Here is an 18,227-nt window from a genome sequence, read left to right as displayed (position 1 = left end):
CTCGTGGCTACCGGTCGCACTGATGCGACATCCGCGTCAAGCCGGTGTGCAGAGTGGGGCGCGGGGCCAAGGTGGGAGCATGAAGCCCAGTCGCGCACGACTCACGGGCCTGCTGGTCGTGCTCGTTCTCGACCTGGCCGGCGTGACGACGATCGGCATCATCGCGCTGACGGTCATGAGCGGGGCGACGGATGCGACCCAGCGCGTCGACGGGGTCATGGTCGCGGCCTGCGCCGGGGTCGGGGCAGGCGCCTGGTTGCTTGCCGTCGTGGCGGTTGCCGCCGCCTCGGCGGGCGTCAGACCGCGAGCCGCCCGGCGGTGGGTGTGGGTGGGACTCGTGCTCAACACGATCGGCTCGGTCGTGGTCGCCATCACGGCCGCCGTCGTGGTCGGGCCGGGGGTCGGCGACGGCCTCGACACCGTCTCGGCCGGGCTGGTGGTGGCTCTGACGCTCGGCGTCTTCGGTGCCGTCGTCAGCCTGGCCTACCTGCTGCTGCTCCGCACCCGATCCGAAGCCTGACCGGCATCCGATGGTCGGCGGCCCTGCACGCCGCGTCAGGGCGACTTGCTGCCGATGCCCTGTCAACCCGGTGCGCGTACGCGCTCGGCGGCCGATGCTGGGACGATGACACGTCTCGTTGCGCCTGAGGTCGTCGTGCACACCGGCCCCGCGCACGGCCGCACCGATGTTCCGTTCGTGATCATCCCGGGGCTCGGGATGTCGCACCGCTACAGCGCGCGTCTGCACAACACCCTGGCCCGCACGTCGACCGTGCACTCCCTCGACCTCTCCGGTTTCGGCGGGGTGCCGAAACCGGCTGCTTCACGGCTGACCGTGCCCGACTACGCCGAGGCCATCGCGCGGGCGCTCGACGACCGCGAGGTGCGGCGGGCGGTGATCATCGGGCACTCGATGGGTGCGCAGTTCGCCGTGGAGCTGTCGCGCATCCGGCCCTCACTCCCGGAGCGGGTCGTGCTGGCCGCGCCGGTCGTCGACCCGCGCCGGCGCACGGCCCGGCACCAGACCCTCGATCTGCTGCACGACCTGTTTCTCGAACCGGCCCCGACCGTGGGCCTCGTCACCGGCGACTACGTGCGCACCGGCCCCCGCTGGTTCTTCACCGAACTGCGCTCGATGCTCGAGTACCGGATCGTCGACGAGGTCGGCGCGGTGACCTGCCCGGTTCTCGTCGTGCGCGGCGAGCACGATCCCATCGCCCGCCGCGCCTTCTGCGAAGAACTGGCAGCCCGTGCCGTCGACGGCGAGCTGGCGGAGATCGCGGGAGCCGCGCACGTGCTCCAGCACACCGATCCCGAGCGCTTCGCCCGGATCGTGAGAGCGTTCGCCGATATCGACATGCAGGGCTTGCCTCGATGACCTGGCGGTGGCAGGACCGGGCCGCGTGGTGGGTCAAGGACTACCTGATGGCGGCGGGGCTCCTGGTCACCGGAATCACCTCGCGAACCGACCCTCGCGTCTACCGCTCCGGCACCGGGCGACCGTGCATCGTCATCCCCGGAGTGTACGAGACCTGGCACTTCATGCAACCGCTCATCGAAGCGCTGCACGACCGGGGGCATCCGGTCTTCGTCGTCTCCGACCTGCGCAACAACAGCCGCCCGGTGCTCGAGGGCGCCGAGGTCGTGGCCCGCTTCGTGGCCGACCGGGGCTTGGAGGACGTGTTCATCGCCGCCCACAGCAAGGGCGGGCTGATCGGCAAGTACGCGATGCTGAAACTCGATCCGGATCGTCGTCTGGTGCGGATGGTGGCGATCGCCACACCGTTCTCGGGCAGCCGCTACGCCGACTGGGCGCCGAATCGCACCCTCCGGGCGTTCCGGGCGAGCGATCCGATCACGTCGATGCTCGCCACCGAAGATCTCGTGAACGATCGCATCACCTCGGTGTTCGGCGAGTTCGACCCCATCATCCCGGAGAGCAGCGTGCTGCCGGGCGCCCACAACGTCGGGCTGCCCACCGGCGGCCATTTCACGATCCTCCGCCACCCGCGCACGCTCGAGATCGTGGTCGACGAAGCCGGCGCGGAGGCGGCATGAAGATCGTCGTCGTCGGGGCATCCGGCAATCTGGGAACGGCGCTGCTGCGCCGGGCGCTCCGCGATCAGGATGCCGCGCACCAGACCCCGAGCGAACTCGAACTCGTGGGCGTCTCCCGTCGTGCCCCGCTCGCGGCCGAGCCCTACTCGTCGGCCCACTGGCACGAGATCGACATCTCCCGGGCTGCCGCCGCCGACCGTCTGCGGAGCGTGTTCACCGGGGCCGACGCCGTGGTGCACCTCGGCTGGGCTCTGCAACCGAACCGTCACGAGGCGACGATGGCGAGCACGAACGTTCGCGGCACCCGCGCCGTGCTCGACGCCGTCGCGGCGGCCGACGTGCCCCAGGTGCTCGTGGCGTCGTCGGTCGGCGCCTACAGTTTCGGGCCCAAGCACACGCGGGTGTCGGAGGACTGGCCGACCGGGGGCGTGCAGAGCTCGCACTACGCTCGGCACAAGGCCATCAACGAGCGGGCGATGGATGCGTTCGAGCGTGCGCATCCGGGGGTCGTCGTGACCCGCATCCGGCCCGGGCTCGTCTTTCAGCCCGACGCGGCCCGCGAGATCGCCCGCCTGTTCGCGGGCCCGCTGGTTCCGGTTCCGCTCCTCGGCCTGTTGCGCCGCCTGCCGGCGCTGCCGCTTCCCACCTCGCTCGTGTCGCAGGCGGTGCACGCCGACGACGTCGCCGACGCGTTCTGGCGGGCGATCGATCGCCGGGCGGGCGGGGCGTTCAACATCGCGGCCGAGCCGGTTCTGGGCCCGGCCGAGGTCGCGGAGGCACTCGGGGTGCCTCGCGCAGTGCCGCTGCGGCGCCAGGTGCTGAGGGCGTTGGTCGACGTGAGTTGGCGACTGCATCTGCAGGCCACCGATCCGGGATGGATCGACCTGGCGACATCCGTTCCCGTCCTGTCGACCGACAGGGCTCGCGCCGTGCTCGGCTGGGAGCCGACGGTGTCGTCGACGGAGGCGTTGCGCCAGCTCGTCGACGCGTTCGCAGCCGATCGTGGCCACCGCCCGTCGGCGTCGCTCCGCGGGTGACTACGACGAGAACGCTCGGCCGAGTTGGCGGCGAGAGGTGATCGACAGTTTTCTGAAGACCTTGCCGAGGTGGTATTCGACCGTGGAGGTGGTGAGGAACATCCGGGCCGCGATCTCCGCGTTCGTGGCTCCCCCGGAGGCGAGCCGGGCGACCTGCGCCTCCTGAGCGGTCAGCCCGAAGTCCGCTCGACCGTCCACTGCCGCGATCGGTCGTTGGCCGGCGGCGAGGAGCTCGTTCCGCGCTCGTCCGGCGAACGCCGTCGCCCCCATCGCCTCGAACATCTGCCAGGCGGTGGACAGGTGCACCTGGGCGTCGCTCCGGCGTCTCCTCCGTCGGAGCCACTCGCCGTACAGGAGGTGGGAGCGCGCCAACTCGGTGCGCACCGAGGTCGGGAGAAGTCGGTCGATGGCCTCCTCGAAGAGGGCAGCCGCCTCGGAGTCGTCGGCCAGGATCGCCGTCGACCGGGCCAGCATCCCCATCGCCCACGGCGTTCCGCTGGCCCGTGCTCGGTCGCTGAGCCGTCGGAGAGCCGCCTCGGCCATCTCGACCTGCCCCGTGCGTGCGGCCGCCTCGACGAGCTCCGGAAGAATGCGGTTGCCGAACCCCGGAGGATCCCGGTCGTAGATCTCCCGGGCCGAGGTGAGCGCCTCGCCGTAGTTGCCGAGCCCCATCTCCAGCACGGTCAGGCCGAACCACGAGAAGACCTCCAGGATCTCGGCGCCCTGCTGTCTCCCCCAGCTCGCTGTCGACTCCGCCATCTCGCGGCTCTCGCGCTCCCTCCCCTGCCACGCTCTGACCTCGAGCAGAACACCCGTGGTCGCCGGCGGCGGAACGCCGATGAGCGCGGAGATCTCGGCCGCCTCGAAGTAGCTCTGTTCCGCGTCGTCGATCGCGCCGGTCCAGCATTGACCGACACAGCGGCCGGCCAGGATGACCCGGAGCGCTCCGAGCACGCCGTGTTCGCGTGCGACGGCGAGCGCGCGTTCGAACATCGCGGCACGGCCTTCGTCGTCCCAGACGTCGTCGGCGGCGAACCAGCCCAGGATGATGGTCGAGAGCGCTCCGACCCCCACCCGCTCGTCTGCGAACAAAGCCCGCACCGACCGCTGCAGCAACGGCACCGCCGGTTCGTACCCGATGGCCAATCGCGTGGCCAGTCCGTGCAGCAGCAGGTCGCGCCCTGAAGCCGCGGGGCCCGTTGGGAAGGGGTGGGCGAGCGTGGCACGGGCGATGTCGGTCGGGGTCATCCCGACCGTGTGGTCGCGGGCGACCAGGGCCGCCTGGAGGGCGTCGAAGAGCATGTCCCTGGCGGTCGCATGATCGTCGGGGTCGAGCGATGCCACCGCACCCAGGAGGATAGCGGGAACGTCTTTGTGACGGGAGAAGAAGACCGCTATCGAGGCACGCAGGCGTTCGACGTCGACGTGCCGTCCGTCCGCATCCAGTGCCGGAGCCGCCCTGTCCAGCAGGGCTTCCGCCAGGATGCCGTCTCCGGACGCCAGGTAAGCCCGAGCGGATGCGAACAAGCGCAGGCTGCGATCGCGCGCCGCCGGGGACAGGTCGGCGGCACGACCGAGGAACCGGGCCTGGGCGACTTGACCACCGCGTCGCTCCGCGCGCTCGGCCGAGCGTTCGAGGTCGGCGGCCACTTCTTCATCCGGAGCGGTGGTGGCGGCGGCCCGATGCCACGCCGCCAGATCGGGGTCGCCGTCGTGCTCGGCGATGGTCGCCAACGCGGTGTGCGCGAGGCGGCGTTGCTGCGGCTCGGCTGCCGCATACACGGCCGACCGGATGAGCGGATGGCGGAACGCCACCGTGTCGGAGAGGGAGAGGAGGTCGAGCTGTTCTGCAGCGTCGACCGCTTCGCCCGGCAATCCGAGGAGCGCTGCAGCGCCCCAGAACACCGACACGTCGTCGGTCGACATCGCCGAGGCGAGCAGCAGCAGCGACCGCGTCTCCACCGGCAGGGTCTCCCATTGACGCAGGAAGTGGGCGTTCAGACCTCCACCGGCCGGCAGTTGCGGGGGGAGCGGCAGCCGGCCCGCCAGCTGATCGCTCGTGAGTCGATCCACGAGTTCAAGCATCGCGAGCGGGTTCCCGTCGGTCTCCGCGACGATCCGGGCGGCCACCAGGGGGCTGGGTGCGGCGCACCGGGCGGTGGAGATCAAGAGCGACGACGCGTCGTGGTCGAGGCCCGCGAGGTGGCGGGTCGGCAGTCCGCTCAACGCCCCCAGCGAATCCTGGTTCTCCCGACCCGCGAAGACGAAACCCAAGGCGTCGGCGTAGGCGCGGCGGGCGACGAAACCGAGAACGTCGAGGGACTCCTGGTCGAGCCACTGGGCGTCGTCGATGACGCAGACGAGCGGCGTGCGCTCCGCCTCCCGGGCCAGGAGGCCCAACGCCGCGAGCCCGATGAGGAACCGCGGCGGTGGATTGTGGTCCAGCACGCCGAACGTGGTGAGCAGGGCGTCGCGTTGCGGGGCCGGCAACCGCGCGAAGTCGTCGTGGAGGGGCGCGAGGAGGCGATGGAGCCCCGCGAACCCGAGGCGGAGCTCCGACTCGATGCCCACGAGCCGAGTCACCCGGATGCGCGAGGAATGGGTGTCGAGATGCTGCAGCAGCCGCGTCTTGCCGACCCCGGGTTCACCGAGGAAGACCACCGACCCGCTGTACCCTCGCGTGACCAGATCGGTCAGTTCGTCGAGCACGCGACATTCCGCCACACGGCCGACGAACGGCCCTTGGGGAATCTCGGACATCTGCTCACCGATTCCGTCTCGGGTGACGGTCAATTGCCTCACGGTAACCGGGCGGACAGAGGCGGCGCAACCCCGTTCCGGTTGCGGGAGACTGGGGTCTTTCCTGGATCCGGCAGGTGCCTCGAGATGGTCCGATTGCAGCACAGGCCGACTCGACGAGGAGCTGACTCCGATGCATCTGCTGGAGGAATACCCGGTGCGGCACATCCGCACCGGTCCGCTCGACGTCGCGTATTTCGACGTCGGGCCGGAAGAAGGCGATCCGGTCATCCTGTTGCACGGGTTCCCTTACGACCCCCACAGTTTCAGCGCCGTGACAGAACTCCTCGCCGACGACCGCCGCAGGATCATCGTTCCGTACCTGCGCGGCCACGGACAGACGATGAGTCTCGACGCCGCCGGTCGATCCGGCGAACAGGCAGCGCTCGGGGCCGATGTCATCGAGCTGATGGATGCGCTCGGCATCGGCAGCGCCGTTCTCGCCGGCTTCGACTGGGGCGGCCGAGCCGCCTGCGTCGCGGCGGCGCTCTGGCCCGAGCGCTGCGCGGGGATCGTCTCGGTGACCGGCTATCTCATCCAAGACATCGCGGCCGCGTCGAAGCCGCTGGCGCCCGCGACGGAAGCCGGATTGTGGTATTTCTTCTACTTCGCCACCGAGCGCGGCCGCGCCGGTCTCGACATCGGTCGCCGGGAGATCGCCCGCGTCATCTGGGCCCGCAACTCGCCCGAGTGGCCCTTCACCGACGCCGACCTCCAGCAGGCCGCGGCGGCCTTCGACAACCCCGACTACGTCGAGGTCGTCATCCACTCCTACCGGCACCGACTCGGTCTGGCGCCCGGCCACCAGCGATACGTCGAGCTCGAGCGGAGGCTCGCTGCCGCCCCGACCATCGACGTGCCCGCCGTGACCCTGGACGGCGGCGCCGACGGGAACTTCCCCGCCACCGACGGTGTCGGTTACTCCCGGCACTTCGTGGGCGAGCATCGGCATCACGTGATCCCGGGGGTCGGGCACAACCTTCCGCAGGAGAACCCCGAGGCGTTCGCGGCCGCGATCGGCGAGGTGGAACAGCTCGCGAGAGCAGCGCGGCGATGACCGCCCTGGTTGGGCGAACGCGCACCTTGCCGCGCATCCCACTCAACACGCTCGCCATCAGCTTCGGGATCGCCGGCCTCGCGACGCTGTGGTCCACCGCGACCGCTGCGCTCGAGTTGCCCGTGATCATCCCGGTCGTGTTGTGGTGCGGCGCCGGTGTGGCGTGGGTCTGGACCATCGTGGCGCACCTGACGCGGGGCGCCCACAGCTCGGACACCCTTCGCTCGCAACTCGAGCATCCGGCTCAGGGCCCGATCGCGGCCATCGTGCCCGCCGTGGGGATGCTGCTGGGGGCTCAGCTCCACCTGATCTGGCCGGTCGGGGGCACCATGCTCGCCCTGGCCTCCCTGATCGTGGCCACCCTCTTCGCGGGGTGGCTGCTCGCCTTCTGGCACAAGGGCCGCCTGAACCCTGAGGCGTTCCACGGCGCCTACCTTCTGCCGACCGTCGCCTCACCCTTGATCGCATCCACCGTCTCGGCCCGACTCGATCTACCGCTCCTCGCGATGGGCGCCTTCGCCGTGGGCATCTTCTTCTGGGTGGTGCTGGTGACCGTGCTGCTCTCGCGGCTGGCCTTCTTTCCGCCCCTGCCCGATCCGCTCACCCCGACGCTGGCCATCCTGCTCGCCCCGCCCGCGGTCGCCGGGATCGCCTGGTTCGCCATGAACGGGGTGCATCCTGACGCGTTCTCCGCCGGCATGCTCGGTCTGCTCGTGCTGATGGCCGTGATGCAGCTGTTCCTCATCGGCACGTATCGACGGCTGCCCTTCTCGCTGGGGTTCTGGTCGTTCACCTTCCCGGTCGCCTCCGCGACCTCCTACGGCATCGACTGGCTCACGATCGAGACGTTCGACGGCTGGCAGCTCGTGGCGATCCTCATCGCCGCCGGCGCGACCGCACTGATCGCCGCCATCGGCCTGCGCTCGATCGTGCTGGTGAGCACCGTTCGCCGCGGCGTGCGCCGAGCCGAGCAAGCTCTCCGGCGCGCAGACGACGCCGTCGCGCTCCGATTACACAGCCGATGACGAGACAACCACGAGGAGAACAGGAAGATCATGAATACCGATGATGTGGTCAATCGATTCCTCCAGCGCGTCGGCGAGCAGGACGCCGACGGGATCGCCGACCTCTTCGACGAGGAGATCGACTGGTACGTTCCGGGCAACGAGGCGTTGCCGTGGACCGGCAGGAGGTCGAAGCGCTCGGAGGTGCCGCACTACTTCCACGCCATGTGGCCGGCCTTCTCACCGGGCAAGAGCGTGGTCGAGGTCGAAGCGGTGCTGGTCGACGGCGACCATGCCGCCGTGTTCGCGCACTTCTCCCACGTGGTGCACGTCACGGGCAGACCGTTCTCCACGCCGAGCGTCTTCCACATCGTAGTGCGCGACGGGAAGATCGTGAAGATGCACCTCTACGAAGACACGGCCGCGGTGAGCGACGCCTTCATGAACAGACCGTGAGCCGGCCGCCGACCCGGGTCATCACTCGCCCGACGACGGCACCGCTCGGCGCAGGTAGTCGAACAGGGCGGCGATGCCGAACTCCCACCGCGGAATGTCTTCCGACCGGCCCACGACGTTCAGCAACGTCCCGAGCTGGGGGCTGCTGATCGTGACCCGGTCGCCGAGCCGGTGCGTGAAGCCGCGCCCCGGGGTGTCGCGGTCTTCGGTCGGGGTGAAGAGGGTTCCGGTGAAAAGCGCGAAGCCGTCGGGATACTGGTGGTGGGCGCCGTGCGTGGCGCTCACCAGCTCCTCGAAGTCGCGGCTGATCTCGGCCATGTTGCTCGTGGCGTCGAGCGTGAACGCGTCCTCACCCTCGATCTCGAGATGGATGACCTCGTCGCGCAGCGAGTCGACGCTGAAGTTCCCGTCGAAGAGTCTTATGAACGGGCCGACGGCCGTCGATCCGTTGTTGTCCTTGGCCACCCCGAGCAGCAGGGCGCTGCGGCCTTCGACGTCGCGGAGATTCACGTCGTTGCCGAGAGTCGCCCCTCGAGGAACACCCGCGGAGTCGACGACGAGCACGAGCTCGGGCTCCGGGTTGCTCCAGTCGGAGAAGCTCGGCACACCGACCGCCTGACCGTAGCCGACAGCGGAGAGCACCGGCCCCTTCGTGAACACCTCCGGGTCGGGCCCGATGCCGACCTCCAGGTACTGCGACCACATGCCGCGCTCCACGAGCACCGATTTCACCTGCTCGGCCTCGGCGCTCCCGGGCCGCACGGTCAGGGCGTCGGCGCCGATCGCCTCGAGCAGGGTGGTTCGCACCTCGTGCGACCGCGAGGAGTCGCCGCGGGTGTGCTCTTCGATCAGGCGCTCCACCAGGCTCTTCGCGAAGGTCACACCGCAGGCCTTGATCACCTGCAGGTCGATCGGAGCGAGGAGGCGCGGCGCATCCGGTGCCGCGGGAGCATCCGATTCGTCTGCAGCATCCGTCGACGAGGCACGGAGAAGAGCCTCGAGGGTCCAGTCCGCGCGGGCCGGCGCCGAGGTCACGAGATCGACCGCGTCGTCGCGCTCGAGCAGCTGGGAGACCGTCGGAAACCGGTCGGTCAGGTCGGACACCACACCGCGGTGCACGCCGACCACTCGTGGCCCGCCGCTCAGCGGGTCGAAGACCCGACCGACCAGCACGGCGTCGCCTCCGGGGAACACGGCTGACGCGTTCATCGGGCAGCAGCTCTCTGCGGTGTCACGAGCACACCGTCGACGCGCTGCGGGATGCCGAGCGGATTGTCGTCTCGAAGGCCGGGCGGAAGCAGATCCTGCGGCAGGTCCTGGTAGGCCACCGGCCGCTGGAACCGGGTGATCGCCGCCGCACCGACGGAGGTCGTGTCGGTGGTGGCCGCCGGGTAGGGGCCGCCGTGCTGCTGCGCGTAGCTGACCGTGACCCCTGTGGGCCAACCGTTCCAAAGAACGCGCCCACTCCGCTCCGACAGGGCCGCCAGCAGATCGTCGACCTCGTCGTCGGGCTCCCCGTGCACGGTGCTCGTGAGTTGCCCGCCGATCAGGGCGGCGATCGCGCCGAGCTGCGCTTCGTCGGCATACTCCACCACAACGCTGGCGGGGCCGAACGCTTCATGCTCCAGGAGCTCCGGGCGCGCGAGAACCGTCTCGGCGGCCACGCGCAACAGCGTGAGCGGAGCCTCCTCGGCGATGGACGGTCCGCCCACCACGGCGACGAAACCGTCCTCCGCCGCCAGCTCGTCGAGCGATCGTTCGAACGACTCGCGCAGCTGCGGTGTCAGCATCAACGTCGGGGCATCGCCCCGCTTCCGGGCCGTCTCGGCGATGGTGCGGGCAGCGTCCGCCGAGGCGGGTGCGACGAGGAATCCCGGTTTCGTGCAGAACTGGCCCCGCCCGAGGCCGACCGAGTCGAGGTAACCCTCCGCGATCGCCTGACCGCGCAGTTCCCACGCCCGCGGAGTGACGAAGACCGGATTCGTGCTGCCGAGTTCTCCGTAGAAGGGAATGGGTTCCGGTCGTGCCGCGACGAGGTCGAACAGCGCGCGACCCCCTCGGGTCGACCCGGTGAATCCGACGGCTTTGACCAGCGGATGCTGCACCAACTGCACGCCCTCGTCCTGGCCCTCGACCAGCGCGAACAGACCCGACGGCGCGCCCGCTGAGCGGAGAGCGTCGACGACGATGCCGGCGGTGAGCCGAGCGAGGCGGGGATGAGCCGGATGCGCCTTGTGCACCACCGCGCAGCCCGCGGCGAGCGCAGAGGCCGAGTCTCCGCCGGCCACACTGAACGCGAACGGGAAGTTCGAGGCGCCGAAGACGGCGACCACCCCGACGGCCTGCCGGATGGATCGCAGATCAGGTCGCGGGCCCATTCCCCAGGAGGGATCGGCGTGGTCGATCGTTGCTGCGAGATGGGAGCCCTCGACGATCTCGTCGCCGAGGAAGCGCAGCTGGAAGGCCGTGCGGGTGAGTTCGCCGTTCAGCCTCGCCGCGGCGAGGTGCGTCTCTTCCTGGGCCAGCTCCACGAGCTCCGCACGGTGCTCTTCGAGCGCCTCCGCCACGGCGACGAGCCAGCCCCGCCTGGTCGTCGGCGACGCGCTCGACCCCTCCCGGTAGGCCCGGTCGGCTGCTGTCACCGTCTCGTCGATCTCGATCACGTCGTCGTGCCCCGCTTTCCTTCTTTTCGCGTCAATTGCGATTAAAACATACTAATAGCGTCGCGGATCGGAGGAGCCCGGGTTCAACGGAGGCTCTCCACTGGTGAGATCCTGGTCGGATTCCCGCAACGCATACTGCATCGCCGCCTCGGCGATCGGGGTGGATCCCTGCCTGATCGCCTCGAGCACGGCGCGGTGATCAGGCACCGGATCGTGCCAGCTGGCACCCGGATGATGCTGGATGCGGTTGCGGGCACTGAGCGCGTGGATCACCACGGTGTCCAGTCGTACGAACAGCTCGTTGTGCGTCGCCGCGAGGATCAGGAGATGGAAGTCGAGGTCGGCCGCGGCCAACCGGTCGACGTTCTCCCCCGCCTGACGAAATGCGTCGAACGCCGCATCCAACTTCGCCAGGTCGTCTGGCGTGCGGTGGGAGGCCGCCAGCCCTGCAGCGGCGGGCTCGATGGCGTTCCTCAGCTGCGAGAGGTCGCTCAGCAGCTGGTCGTCGTCGCGGCGCGCCTCCCGCCGCCACATCATCACATCGGTGTCGAGGAGCTTCCAGGAGTCACGGCTCGTGACGAACGTTCCCCGCTTCTGCCAGGAGTCGATCAACCCCTTCTCGCGGATGACTCGCAACGCCTCCCGCACGACCGTCTTGCTCACCTTGAGTTCGGGCTCGAGCGCTTCGACGTCGATGCGCGTGCCCGGGGGGTAATCACCGCGCACGATGCGCAGGCCGAGCTGTTCCACCACTTCGCGGTGCAGTCCGCGCCCAGGGTACTCAGCCATGGAGACCGACTTTAGCGGGCACGGACCGCATTGCGGGAGCTTTCACTTGTATTTTCCATATTTATCATTATTATTCCTAACAGCGCGGGAACCTTCCGCCTTCTCATGCACCGATTACAAAGGAGTAAGTGATGCCTTCTCGCCATTCACGGCGGATGCTCGCCACCGCAGCTGTGCTCGCCGTCAGTGCGGCGACGATCGCCGGATGCTCATCCGGCGGCTCCCCCGACAGCACCGACGGTGGCACGGTCACCGTCACCTTCGCCGCCTCGACCCTCGGCGATCCCGGTCGTGGACCGGGCCTGCAGGCGATGATCGACAAATTCAACGCGAGCCAAGACGGCGTGAAGATCGAAGCGGCGTCTGTTCCGTACCCCACCTTCGGTCAGACCGTCCTCACCCAGCTCGGCGGCGGCGAAGGCCCCGACATCATCCGCTTCGACATGCCGGAGTTCGAGGCAGCGGCATCCGCGGGCCTGCTCGAACCGCTCGACGACAGGGTCGACGCCGAGAAGCTCAACCTGCAGCCGGGCCCGGACAAGTACATGACGGTCGACGGCTCCCGCTACGGCGTGATCTTCGAAGACGCCAACTACGGTCTCTTCTACAACGCCGACCTCATCCCGAACCCGCCGACCACCTTCGACGAGTTCGTCGACATCGCCAAGTCGACCACCAACGGCGACGTCTACGGCCTCGCCTTCCGTCAGACCCAGGCCGAAGAGGCGGGCGTCTGGCAGGACATCTTCAACTACGTCTACGGGTTCGGCGGCGAGTGGTCCGATGGCGAGAAGCTCACCTTGAACTCGCCCGACGTCGTCAAGGGCCTCGAGGCCTACCAGCAGATGTATGACGCGAACGTCATTCCGAAGGGCGCCGACGCCGCGACCTTCCGCAAGATGTTCGCCCAGAACAAGGTCGGTATGGAGCTCAACAACGGCGGCTACGTCGTGGCCACCAAGAACGCCAACCCCGACCTGAACTTCAGCGTCGTGCGGATTCCGTTCCCGGTGAAGAAGCAGGGCGCCCTGATCGCCCCGATGGTGATCAACGCGAACAGCGAGCACAAAGACGCGGCCATGACCTTCATCGACTGGATGCTCGAGCCCGAGCAGCAGGTGGAGCTCCAGGGGGTGCTCGGCGCCAGCAGCGTCGCGACACCGACCGAGCGCAGCGCTGAGAGCCTCGCGGAGGCCCCGTACCTGTCGGTCTTCGACGAGCTCACCGATTCCGGTGTGCCTCAGATCGTGCTCGGCTTCGGTGCGCAGACGCCCGACATCCGCAAGATCGTGGTGACCGAGGTTCTCGCCGCGCTGCAAGGGCAGCAGGACATGCAGACGGCGATGGACAAGGCGCAGGAGCAGGCCGAAGCCCTCGTCGGCGGCTGATCGCCCGGGGCGGGGCCCACAGGCCCCGCCCCGCATCCGACCCCCGACAGCAGACCGAGAGTGGTAACGACATGAGCCAGACCGGCATTCGCCGCGGGAGATTCCGGCGCAGCCCGCTCGGCAGCAAGTGGACCCCGTATATCTTCCTCGTGCCCGCGATGGCATACATCACGATCTTCCAGCTGGTTCCGCTGCTGCAGGAGATCTATCTGAGCTTCACCAAGACGAGTCTTCTCAACCCGGGAAGGAACGTCTGGGTCGGCTTCGAGAACTACATCGCCACCTTCCAGAGCGAGTCGTTCCAGCAGACCATGCTGGTGACGCTCGTCTACGTGGTGGTGTGCGTCGCGGGCAGTGTCGGCATCGGGCTGCTCGTGGCGCTGCTGCTGAACTCCCGGTTCCCAGGCCGCGGCATCGCCCGCGCTCTCGTCACCATTCCCTGGGCGGCGCCCGGCATCGCCGTCGCCGTGATCGCAGTGTGGATGCTCAACGCTCAGTACGGGGTGCTCAGCCGCTTCCTGAGCGGGCTCGGCGTCGCCGTGGGAGAAGGCGGGGTTCTCGACGACCCGAACCTCGCGCTCCCCGCGATCCTCATCACCACCGTCTGGCAGCTGTTCCCCTTCACCGCTGTCGTTCTGCTTTCGGCCCTGCAGTCCGTGCCCGACGAACTCGTCGAAGCGGCCCATGTCGACGGCGCGGGCCGATGGTGGACGTTCCGTGTGGTCACCTGGCCGGTCATCCGCCCGACGATCGGGCTGATCGCCGTGCTCATGGCGATCTGGTCCATCCGCCGCTTCGAACTGATCTGGCTGATGACGCGCGGCGGACCGCTCGGCACGACGAAGACACTCGTCATCGACCTGTACTCGCAGGCCTTCGACTCGAAGCAGCTGGGAACGGCTGCCGCGATCGGAATGGTCGGGATCGTCATCTCGCTCATCATCGTCGTGGGCGGGCGCCTGGTGGCGAACGCCGCGGAGAGGAACTCATGAAGACCCGCGCCCGATTCGGGGTCACCTTCCGGGTGATCGCCGTGCTCATCCTCTTGGGCATCGTGGTGTTCCCGCTGTACTGGATGTTCGTCACGGCTCTCACGAGCGACGAGCAGTTGTTCAGCGGCACCACCCAGTTCCTGCCCGACTTCTCGCAGATCGGCATCTTCGCCGAGGCGCTCGCTCAGGGCGACGTGCTCCGGTGGCTGCTCAACAGCTTCATCATCGCCACCGGAACCATGGCCGTGACGCTCGCGCTCGGCATCCCGCTGGCCTATGCGCTGTCGCGCTTCTCGTTCGGCGGCAAGGTCGTGGTGGGCATCGCGCTGCTGTTCACCCAGATGCTTCCGGAGGCGCTTCTGGTCGTGCCCCTGTTCGCCATCTTCCGCGAGACCGGGCTCCTCAACTCGATTCCGGGTCTGATCCTGGCCGATTCCGCGTTCGTGCTGCCGGTCGTGGCGCTCATCCTCAAGGGTGCGTTCGACGGGGTGCCGCGCGAGGTCGACGAAGCGGCACGGATGGACGGCGCGCGACCGGGGTCGGTGCTGCTGCGCATCCTGGTGCCGCTGATCACCCCGTCCATCGCGGCGGCGGCGGTGATCGCCTTCTTCACGGCCTGGAACGAATACGTCTTCGCCGTGACCTTCATCTACGACAAGAGCCTGCAGCCCGCGTCGGTCGGTGTGGCGGGGTACATCGGTGAGCAGGACACCTCGATCCAGACCATCATGGCTGTCGCGCTGATCTTCACCCTGCCGGCCGTCGCCTTCTACCTCTTCGCTCAGAAATACGTCATCGGCGGCATGACCGCCGGCGCTGTCAAAGGATAAGGAACCAAGAATCCATGAAGATCACCCGACTCGAGACACTCACCGTCGACTTCTATCGCACCAATCTCGTGATCGTGCGGCTGCACACCGACGAGGGGATCATCGGTGTCTCGGAGGCCACGCTCGAGGGCCAGGAACTCGCGGTGCAGGGTGCGGTGGCGATTCTCGGCGAAGCCGTGAAGGGCAAAGACCCGACCCGCATCGCGCAGACGATCTACGAGCTCAGCCGCGACGCCTACTGGCGCGGTGGCCCGGTCACGATGACGGCGTTGAGCGCGCTCGAGACGGCGATGTGGGATGTCACGGCACGCTCGCTCGGGGTTCCGGTGCACGCGCTCCTCGGCGGCCGGACGCGCGATCGGGTGCGCGCCTATGCCAACGGCTGGTTCTCGGGCGCGGAGACCCCGGAGGACTATGCCGCGGCCGCCGTCGACACGATCGCCACGGGGTTCCGGGGTCTGAAATGGGACCCGTTCGAGGCATCCGATCTCATCGTCGCGGATCGCGATCTCGACCGGATGCTCGAGTCGGTCGCCGCGGTGCGAGACGCGGTCGGTGACGACATCGAGCTGTTCATCGAGGGCCACGGACGATTCGACGTGCCGACGGCGATCAAGGTCGCCCGAAAGCTCGAGCGCTTCAATCCGGTGTTCTTCGAGGAGCCCTGCCCGCCTGACGGAATCGATGCACTGGTCGAGATCCGCTCCAAGTCGCCCGTGGCGATCGCTGCCGGAGAGCGCTGGTTCGGCCGCAAGGAATTCGTTCCCGTGCTCGCGCGCCAAGCCGTCGACTACGTGCAGCCCGACGTGACCCACGCCGGCGGACTGCTGGAGCTGAGCTTCATCTCCACCCTGGCGGCGGCGTACTACGTGCCGTTCGCGCCGCACAATCCGAGCGGCCCGCTCAGCACGGCCGCCACCCTGCAGTTGGGTGCCACGTTGCCCAACTTCCGCTACCTGGAGATCATGGCGACCGACGTGCCGTGGCGCTCGGAGATCTCGAACGAGGCGCTGACCCTGACCGACGAGGGCGACATCCTCATCCCCGAGGGCATCGGTCTCGGCATCGAACTCGACCTCGACGCCATCGCGGAGCATCCGTACACGCCGCATCCGATGCGGATCTTCGACGACGCCGTGGCCGACATCAGGCCGGAGGGCGCCCGCTCCTACTTCAATCTCTCGCGGGTGGGCGCCTGAGCCGTCGGGACGACCTACCGGAGACGCTCGACCGCTGAGCGGGCCGCGGCCCCGATCGCCAGATCGACGTCCTGCTGCACGGTGGCGCGAGCGGTCGAGCGAGTCAGCGCCGCTATGGCGATCTGGTCGGCTGAATCCGTTTCCACCACACCGATCTCGTGGCGCAGGTTCAGGAACGTCCCGGTCTTGGCGCTGATCGAGTAACTTTCGGCACGCAGATCGCTGGAGAGCCGGTGGTTGAAGATCTGCGTGGACATCAGGCGCCGGAGCGACTGCGTGGAGCGGGGGTCGGCGATGCGGTCGAGCCACACACGTTCGAGGAGGTCGACGAGGGCCTCTGCGCTGGCCACGGTGGCGTTGGCGGCATCCATCGTCTCGATCGCGTGGTGCTCCCCGGGCCGGTCGCCTCTGATCGCCAGTTCCATGGCCATCCGGAAGTCGTCTCCCGCCGCCCCGGCCGCGCAGTCGTACATGCGCTGGAAACGATGGCGGAACACGATGTCGTGACACCCCCACTCCCGCAGCCGGTCATTGACCGCATCGATGCCGACCAGATCGAGCAGGGCGTCGCCCGACGCGTTGTCGCTCACGGAGAGCATCGACGCCAGAAGGTCGGCGACCGCGATCGTGACCGGGTAGCGGAATGCCGACAGCCCCGTGAGGCCGACGCTGCTGGTGGCCGGGTCGATCACGATCGACATGGACTCGTCGATCGAGCCCCGCTCGATGAGATCGAGCAGCACCAGAGCCAGCGGCACCTTCGCCACCGAGGCGATCGGCACGGCGGTCGTCTCGTCGAACCCGAACTGCTGACCGGTGCGGATGTTGCGTGCCAGAAAGTGTCCGGAGACCCCGAGGGACTCCCAGTCGCGGGCGATGGTCTCGGCCACCGCCAGGTGCTCGGGCGCGGTCGAGACCAGGTGCACGGGGAACGGCGTCATCGCCAGGCCTCCGTGAGCGTGTGGCGATTCGGCTCCCCGTCATCCGTCTTCCGCCGCGACGACCCCGCATCGAGGGCCGAGCCGATGAGAGGGGCAAGCTCAGAGGCCAGTTCTGCCAGGCGGGCGTTGCTCCGGTGGGCCGGCGCGACCTGCACTTGGTAGGTTCTGCGGATCGAGCGGTCGGCCAACGGCGACCAGGCCAGTCCGTTCCGGCGGGCGAACGCGCGGGTGCAGACCAAGAGATCGGCGGAGGCGAAAACGGCGGCGATGGCACTCGTCGTGGAGTTCTCGACCTCGATCTGCGACACGACAAGGCCGGCTTGCGCAGCTGATTTCAAGAACGGCTCCCGGAAGAGGGGAATGTCGTCTTCCGCCGACAGCAGGATGCGGCGTGCTGGGCTCCGGTCGCGGCGGTGACGTCGTAGGTCGGCCAGATGCACGGGGCGATCCCGATCGGTCGACGCCGAGGTCGACCCGAGGCCCAGCTCGACGGTATAGCCCACCAGGTCGATCGGCACCCGCACCACGGTCACCGCAGCAGCCCCGTCGCGCACGGCAGTCTCCCGCTCGAGGGCGGTGAGGAACTCGACCTGCAGTCGGGAACCCGCGTTGGTGGCGGCCGTGATGAGCCGGGCGATCGCGCGCGGATCGCAGTCGTGCGGAAGCGCGAGGAGCACGGTGTCCAGACCCTGTGCCGAACGGATGAACGACTCCAGACGATCGGCGCGGCCGAGCAGGTCGCGGGCCGGGTCGAGCAACGTTCGGCCGAGCTCCGTGACCTCGATCTGACGGTGTGATCGATCGAAGAGTTCGCCGCCGATCTCGACTTCGAGTGCCTTTACGCGGCGGCTCAGGAGCGGCTGCCCGATCATCAGTTCCTCTGCCGCGCGAGAGAAGCTGCGCGCCTCCGCGACAGCCACGAAGGTGCGCAGATGCAGGAGTGCATCGACAGACCACATATGCCTATTCTGCATGGTTTGCCCCATCATGCGACTTGGACATGTGCCGAACGTG

General features: G+C 68.6%; 17 protein-coding genes. 11 read left to right on the top strand and 6 right to left on the bottom strand.

Features of this window, described 5'->3' with window-relative positions; genetic code table 11:
• The first annotated feature begins 79 nt into the window (after window positions 1–79).
• The 4 genes from N1027_RS06605 (at window position 80) to N1027_RS06590 (ending at window position 3,095) form a co-directional block, all read left to right on the top strand.
• Complete coding sequence (locus N1027_RS06605) at window positions 80–520, top strand: hypothetical protein (protein ID WP_259506361.1); 441 nt, start codon at window positions 80–82, stop codon at window positions 518–520.
• A gap of 105 nt (window positions 521–625) precedes the next feature.
• Window positions 626–1,378, top strand: a complete 753-nt coding sequence (locus N1027_RS06600; protein WP_259506359.1) for an alpha/beta fold hydrolase — start codon at window positions 626–628, stop codon at window positions 1,376–1,378.
• Complete coding sequence (locus N1027_RS06595) at window positions 1,375–2,058, top strand: alpha/beta hydrolase (protein ID WP_259506357.1); 684 nt, start codon at window positions 1,375–1,377, stop codon at window positions 2,056–2,058. The genes N1027_RS06600 and N1027_RS06595 overlap by 4 nt, the downstream gene beginning before the upstream one ends.
• Window positions 2,055–3,095 carry an NAD-dependent epimerase/dehydratase family protein gene (locus N1027_RS06590; RefSeq protein WP_259506355.1) on the top strand — a complete coding sequence of 347 codons (1,041 nt, stop codon included), beginning with the start codon at window positions 2,055–2,057 and terminating at the stop codon, window positions 3,093–3,095. Before N1027_RS06595 ends, N1027_RS06590 begins: the two co-directional genes overlap by 4 nt.
• Here N1027_RS06590 and N1027_RS06585 read toward each other — a convergent pair whose 3' ends face one another.
• The gene (locus N1027_RS06585; protein ID WP_259506353.1) at window positions 3,096–5,888 is read right to left on the bottom strand and encodes a helix-turn-helix transcriptional regulator; all 2,793 of its coding nucleotides are present in this window, start codon (window positions 5,886–5,888) and stop codon (window positions 3,096–3,098) included.
• Window positions 5,889–6,027: 139 nt separating this feature from the next.
• On the opposite strand from N1027_RS06585, the gene N1027_RS06580 reads away from it, so the two are divergent.
• Genes N1027_RS06580 through N1027_RS06570 form a run of 3 tightly spaced genes read left to right on the top strand, consistent with a single transcriptional unit; the run spans window position 6,028 to window position 8,411 of the window.
• A complete protein-coding gene (locus tag N1027_RS06580) occupies window positions 6,028–6,951 on the top strand; it encodes an alpha/beta fold hydrolase (RefSeq protein WP_259506351.1) in 924 nt (307 codons plus the stop codon).
• Entirely contained in the window at window positions 6,948–7,976 is a 1,029-nt protein-coding gene (locus N1027_RS06575) for an SLAC1 family transporter (protein WP_259506349.1), read from the top strand. Before N1027_RS06580 ends, N1027_RS06575 begins: the two co-directional genes overlap by 4 nt.
• A gap of 30 nt (window positions 7,977–8,006) precedes the next feature.
• Window positions 8,007–8,411: a nuclear transport factor 2 family protein gene (locus tag N1027_RS06570; RefSeq protein WP_259506347.1), complete on the top strand. Its 405-nt coding sequence runs from the start codon at window positions 8,007–8,009 to the stop codon at window positions 8,409–8,411.
• Window positions 8,412–8,432: 21 nt separating this feature from the next.
• Here the strand turns inward: N1027_RS06570 and N1027_RS06565 are convergent, their stop codons facing one another.
• Genes N1027_RS06565 through N1027_RS06555 form a run of 3 tightly spaced genes read right to left on the bottom strand, consistent with a single transcriptional unit; the run spans window position 8,433 to window position 11,863 of the window.
• Window positions 8,433–9,620: a fumarylacetoacetate hydrolase family protein gene (locus N1027_RS06565; RefSeq protein ID WP_259506346.1), complete on the bottom strand. Its 1,188-nt coding sequence runs from the start codon at window positions 9,618–9,620 to the stop codon at window positions 8,433–8,435.
• Window positions 9,617–11,074, bottom strand: coding sequence for an aldehyde dehydrogenase (NADP(+)) (locus N1027_RS06560; RefSeq protein WP_259506344.1), 1,458 nt, complete (start codon window positions 11,072–11,074; stop codon window positions 9,617–9,619). Before N1027_RS06560 ends, N1027_RS06565 begins: the two co-directional genes overlap by 4 nt.
• Window positions 11,075–11,125: 51 nt before the next feature.
• On the bottom strand, window positions 11,126–11,863 hold the full coding sequence (locus N1027_RS06555) for a FadR/GntR family transcriptional regulator (protein WP_259506342.1): 738 nt from the start codon (window positions 11,861–11,863) through the stop codon (window positions 11,126–11,128).
• A gap of 131 nt (window positions 11,864–11,994) precedes the next feature.
• Here N1027_RS06555 and N1027_RS06550 point away from each other — a divergent pair, with 131 nt between their 5' ends.
• The 4 genes from N1027_RS06550 (at window position 11,995) to N1027_RS06535 (ending at window position 16,272) form a co-directional block, all read left to right on the top strand.
• On the top strand, window positions 11,995–13,251 hold the full coding sequence (locus N1027_RS06550; RefSeq protein ID WP_259506341.1) for an ABC transporter substrate-binding protein: 1,257 nt from the start codon (window positions 11,995–11,997) through the stop codon (window positions 13,249–13,251).
• A gap of 71 nt (window positions 13,252–13,322) precedes the next feature.
• Complete coding sequence (locus N1027_RS06545; RefSeq protein ID WP_259506340.1) at window positions 13,323–14,243, top strand: carbohydrate ABC transporter permease; 921 nt, start codon at window positions 13,323–13,325, stop codon at window positions 14,241–14,243.
• On the top strand, window positions 14,240–15,073 hold the full coding sequence (locus tag N1027_RS06540) for a carbohydrate ABC transporter permease (protein ID WP_259506339.1): 834 nt from the start codon (window positions 14,240–14,242) through the stop codon (window positions 15,071–15,073). The genes N1027_RS06545 and N1027_RS06540 overlap by 4 nt, the downstream gene beginning before the upstream one ends.
• A gap of 14 nt (window positions 15,074–15,087) precedes the next feature.
• The gene (locus tag N1027_RS06535) at window positions 15,088–16,272 is read left to right on the top strand and encodes a mandelate racemase/muconate lactonizing enzyme family protein (RefSeq protein WP_259506338.1); all 1,185 of its coding nucleotides are present in this window, start codon (window positions 15,088–15,090) and stop codon (window positions 16,270–16,272) included.
• 14 nt (window positions 16,273–16,286) lie between these two features.
• Here N1027_RS06535 and N1027_RS06530 read toward each other — a convergent pair whose 3' ends face one another.
• Window positions 16,287–17,213, bottom strand: a complete 927-nt coding sequence (locus N1027_RS06530; RefSeq protein ID WP_259506337.1) for a serine hydrolase — start codon at window positions 17,211–17,213, stop codon at window positions 16,287–16,289.
• On the bottom strand, window positions 17,210–18,172 hold the full coding sequence (locus N1027_RS06525; RefSeq protein WP_259506336.1) for a LysR family transcriptional regulator: 963 nt from the start codon (window positions 18,170–18,172) through the stop codon (window positions 17,210–17,212). Before N1027_RS06525 ends, N1027_RS06530 begins: the two co-directional genes overlap by 4 nt.
• Window positions 18,173–18,227 lie beyond the last annotated feature (55 nt).

This window comes from Herbiconiux aconitum (genome assembly GCF_024979235.1).
Classification (GTDB): domain Bacteria; phylum Actinomycetota; class Actinomycetes; order Actinomycetales; family Microbacteriaceae; genus Herbiconiux; species Herbiconiux aconitum.
This window is presented reverse-complemented; position numbering and strand designations above follow the sequence as displayed.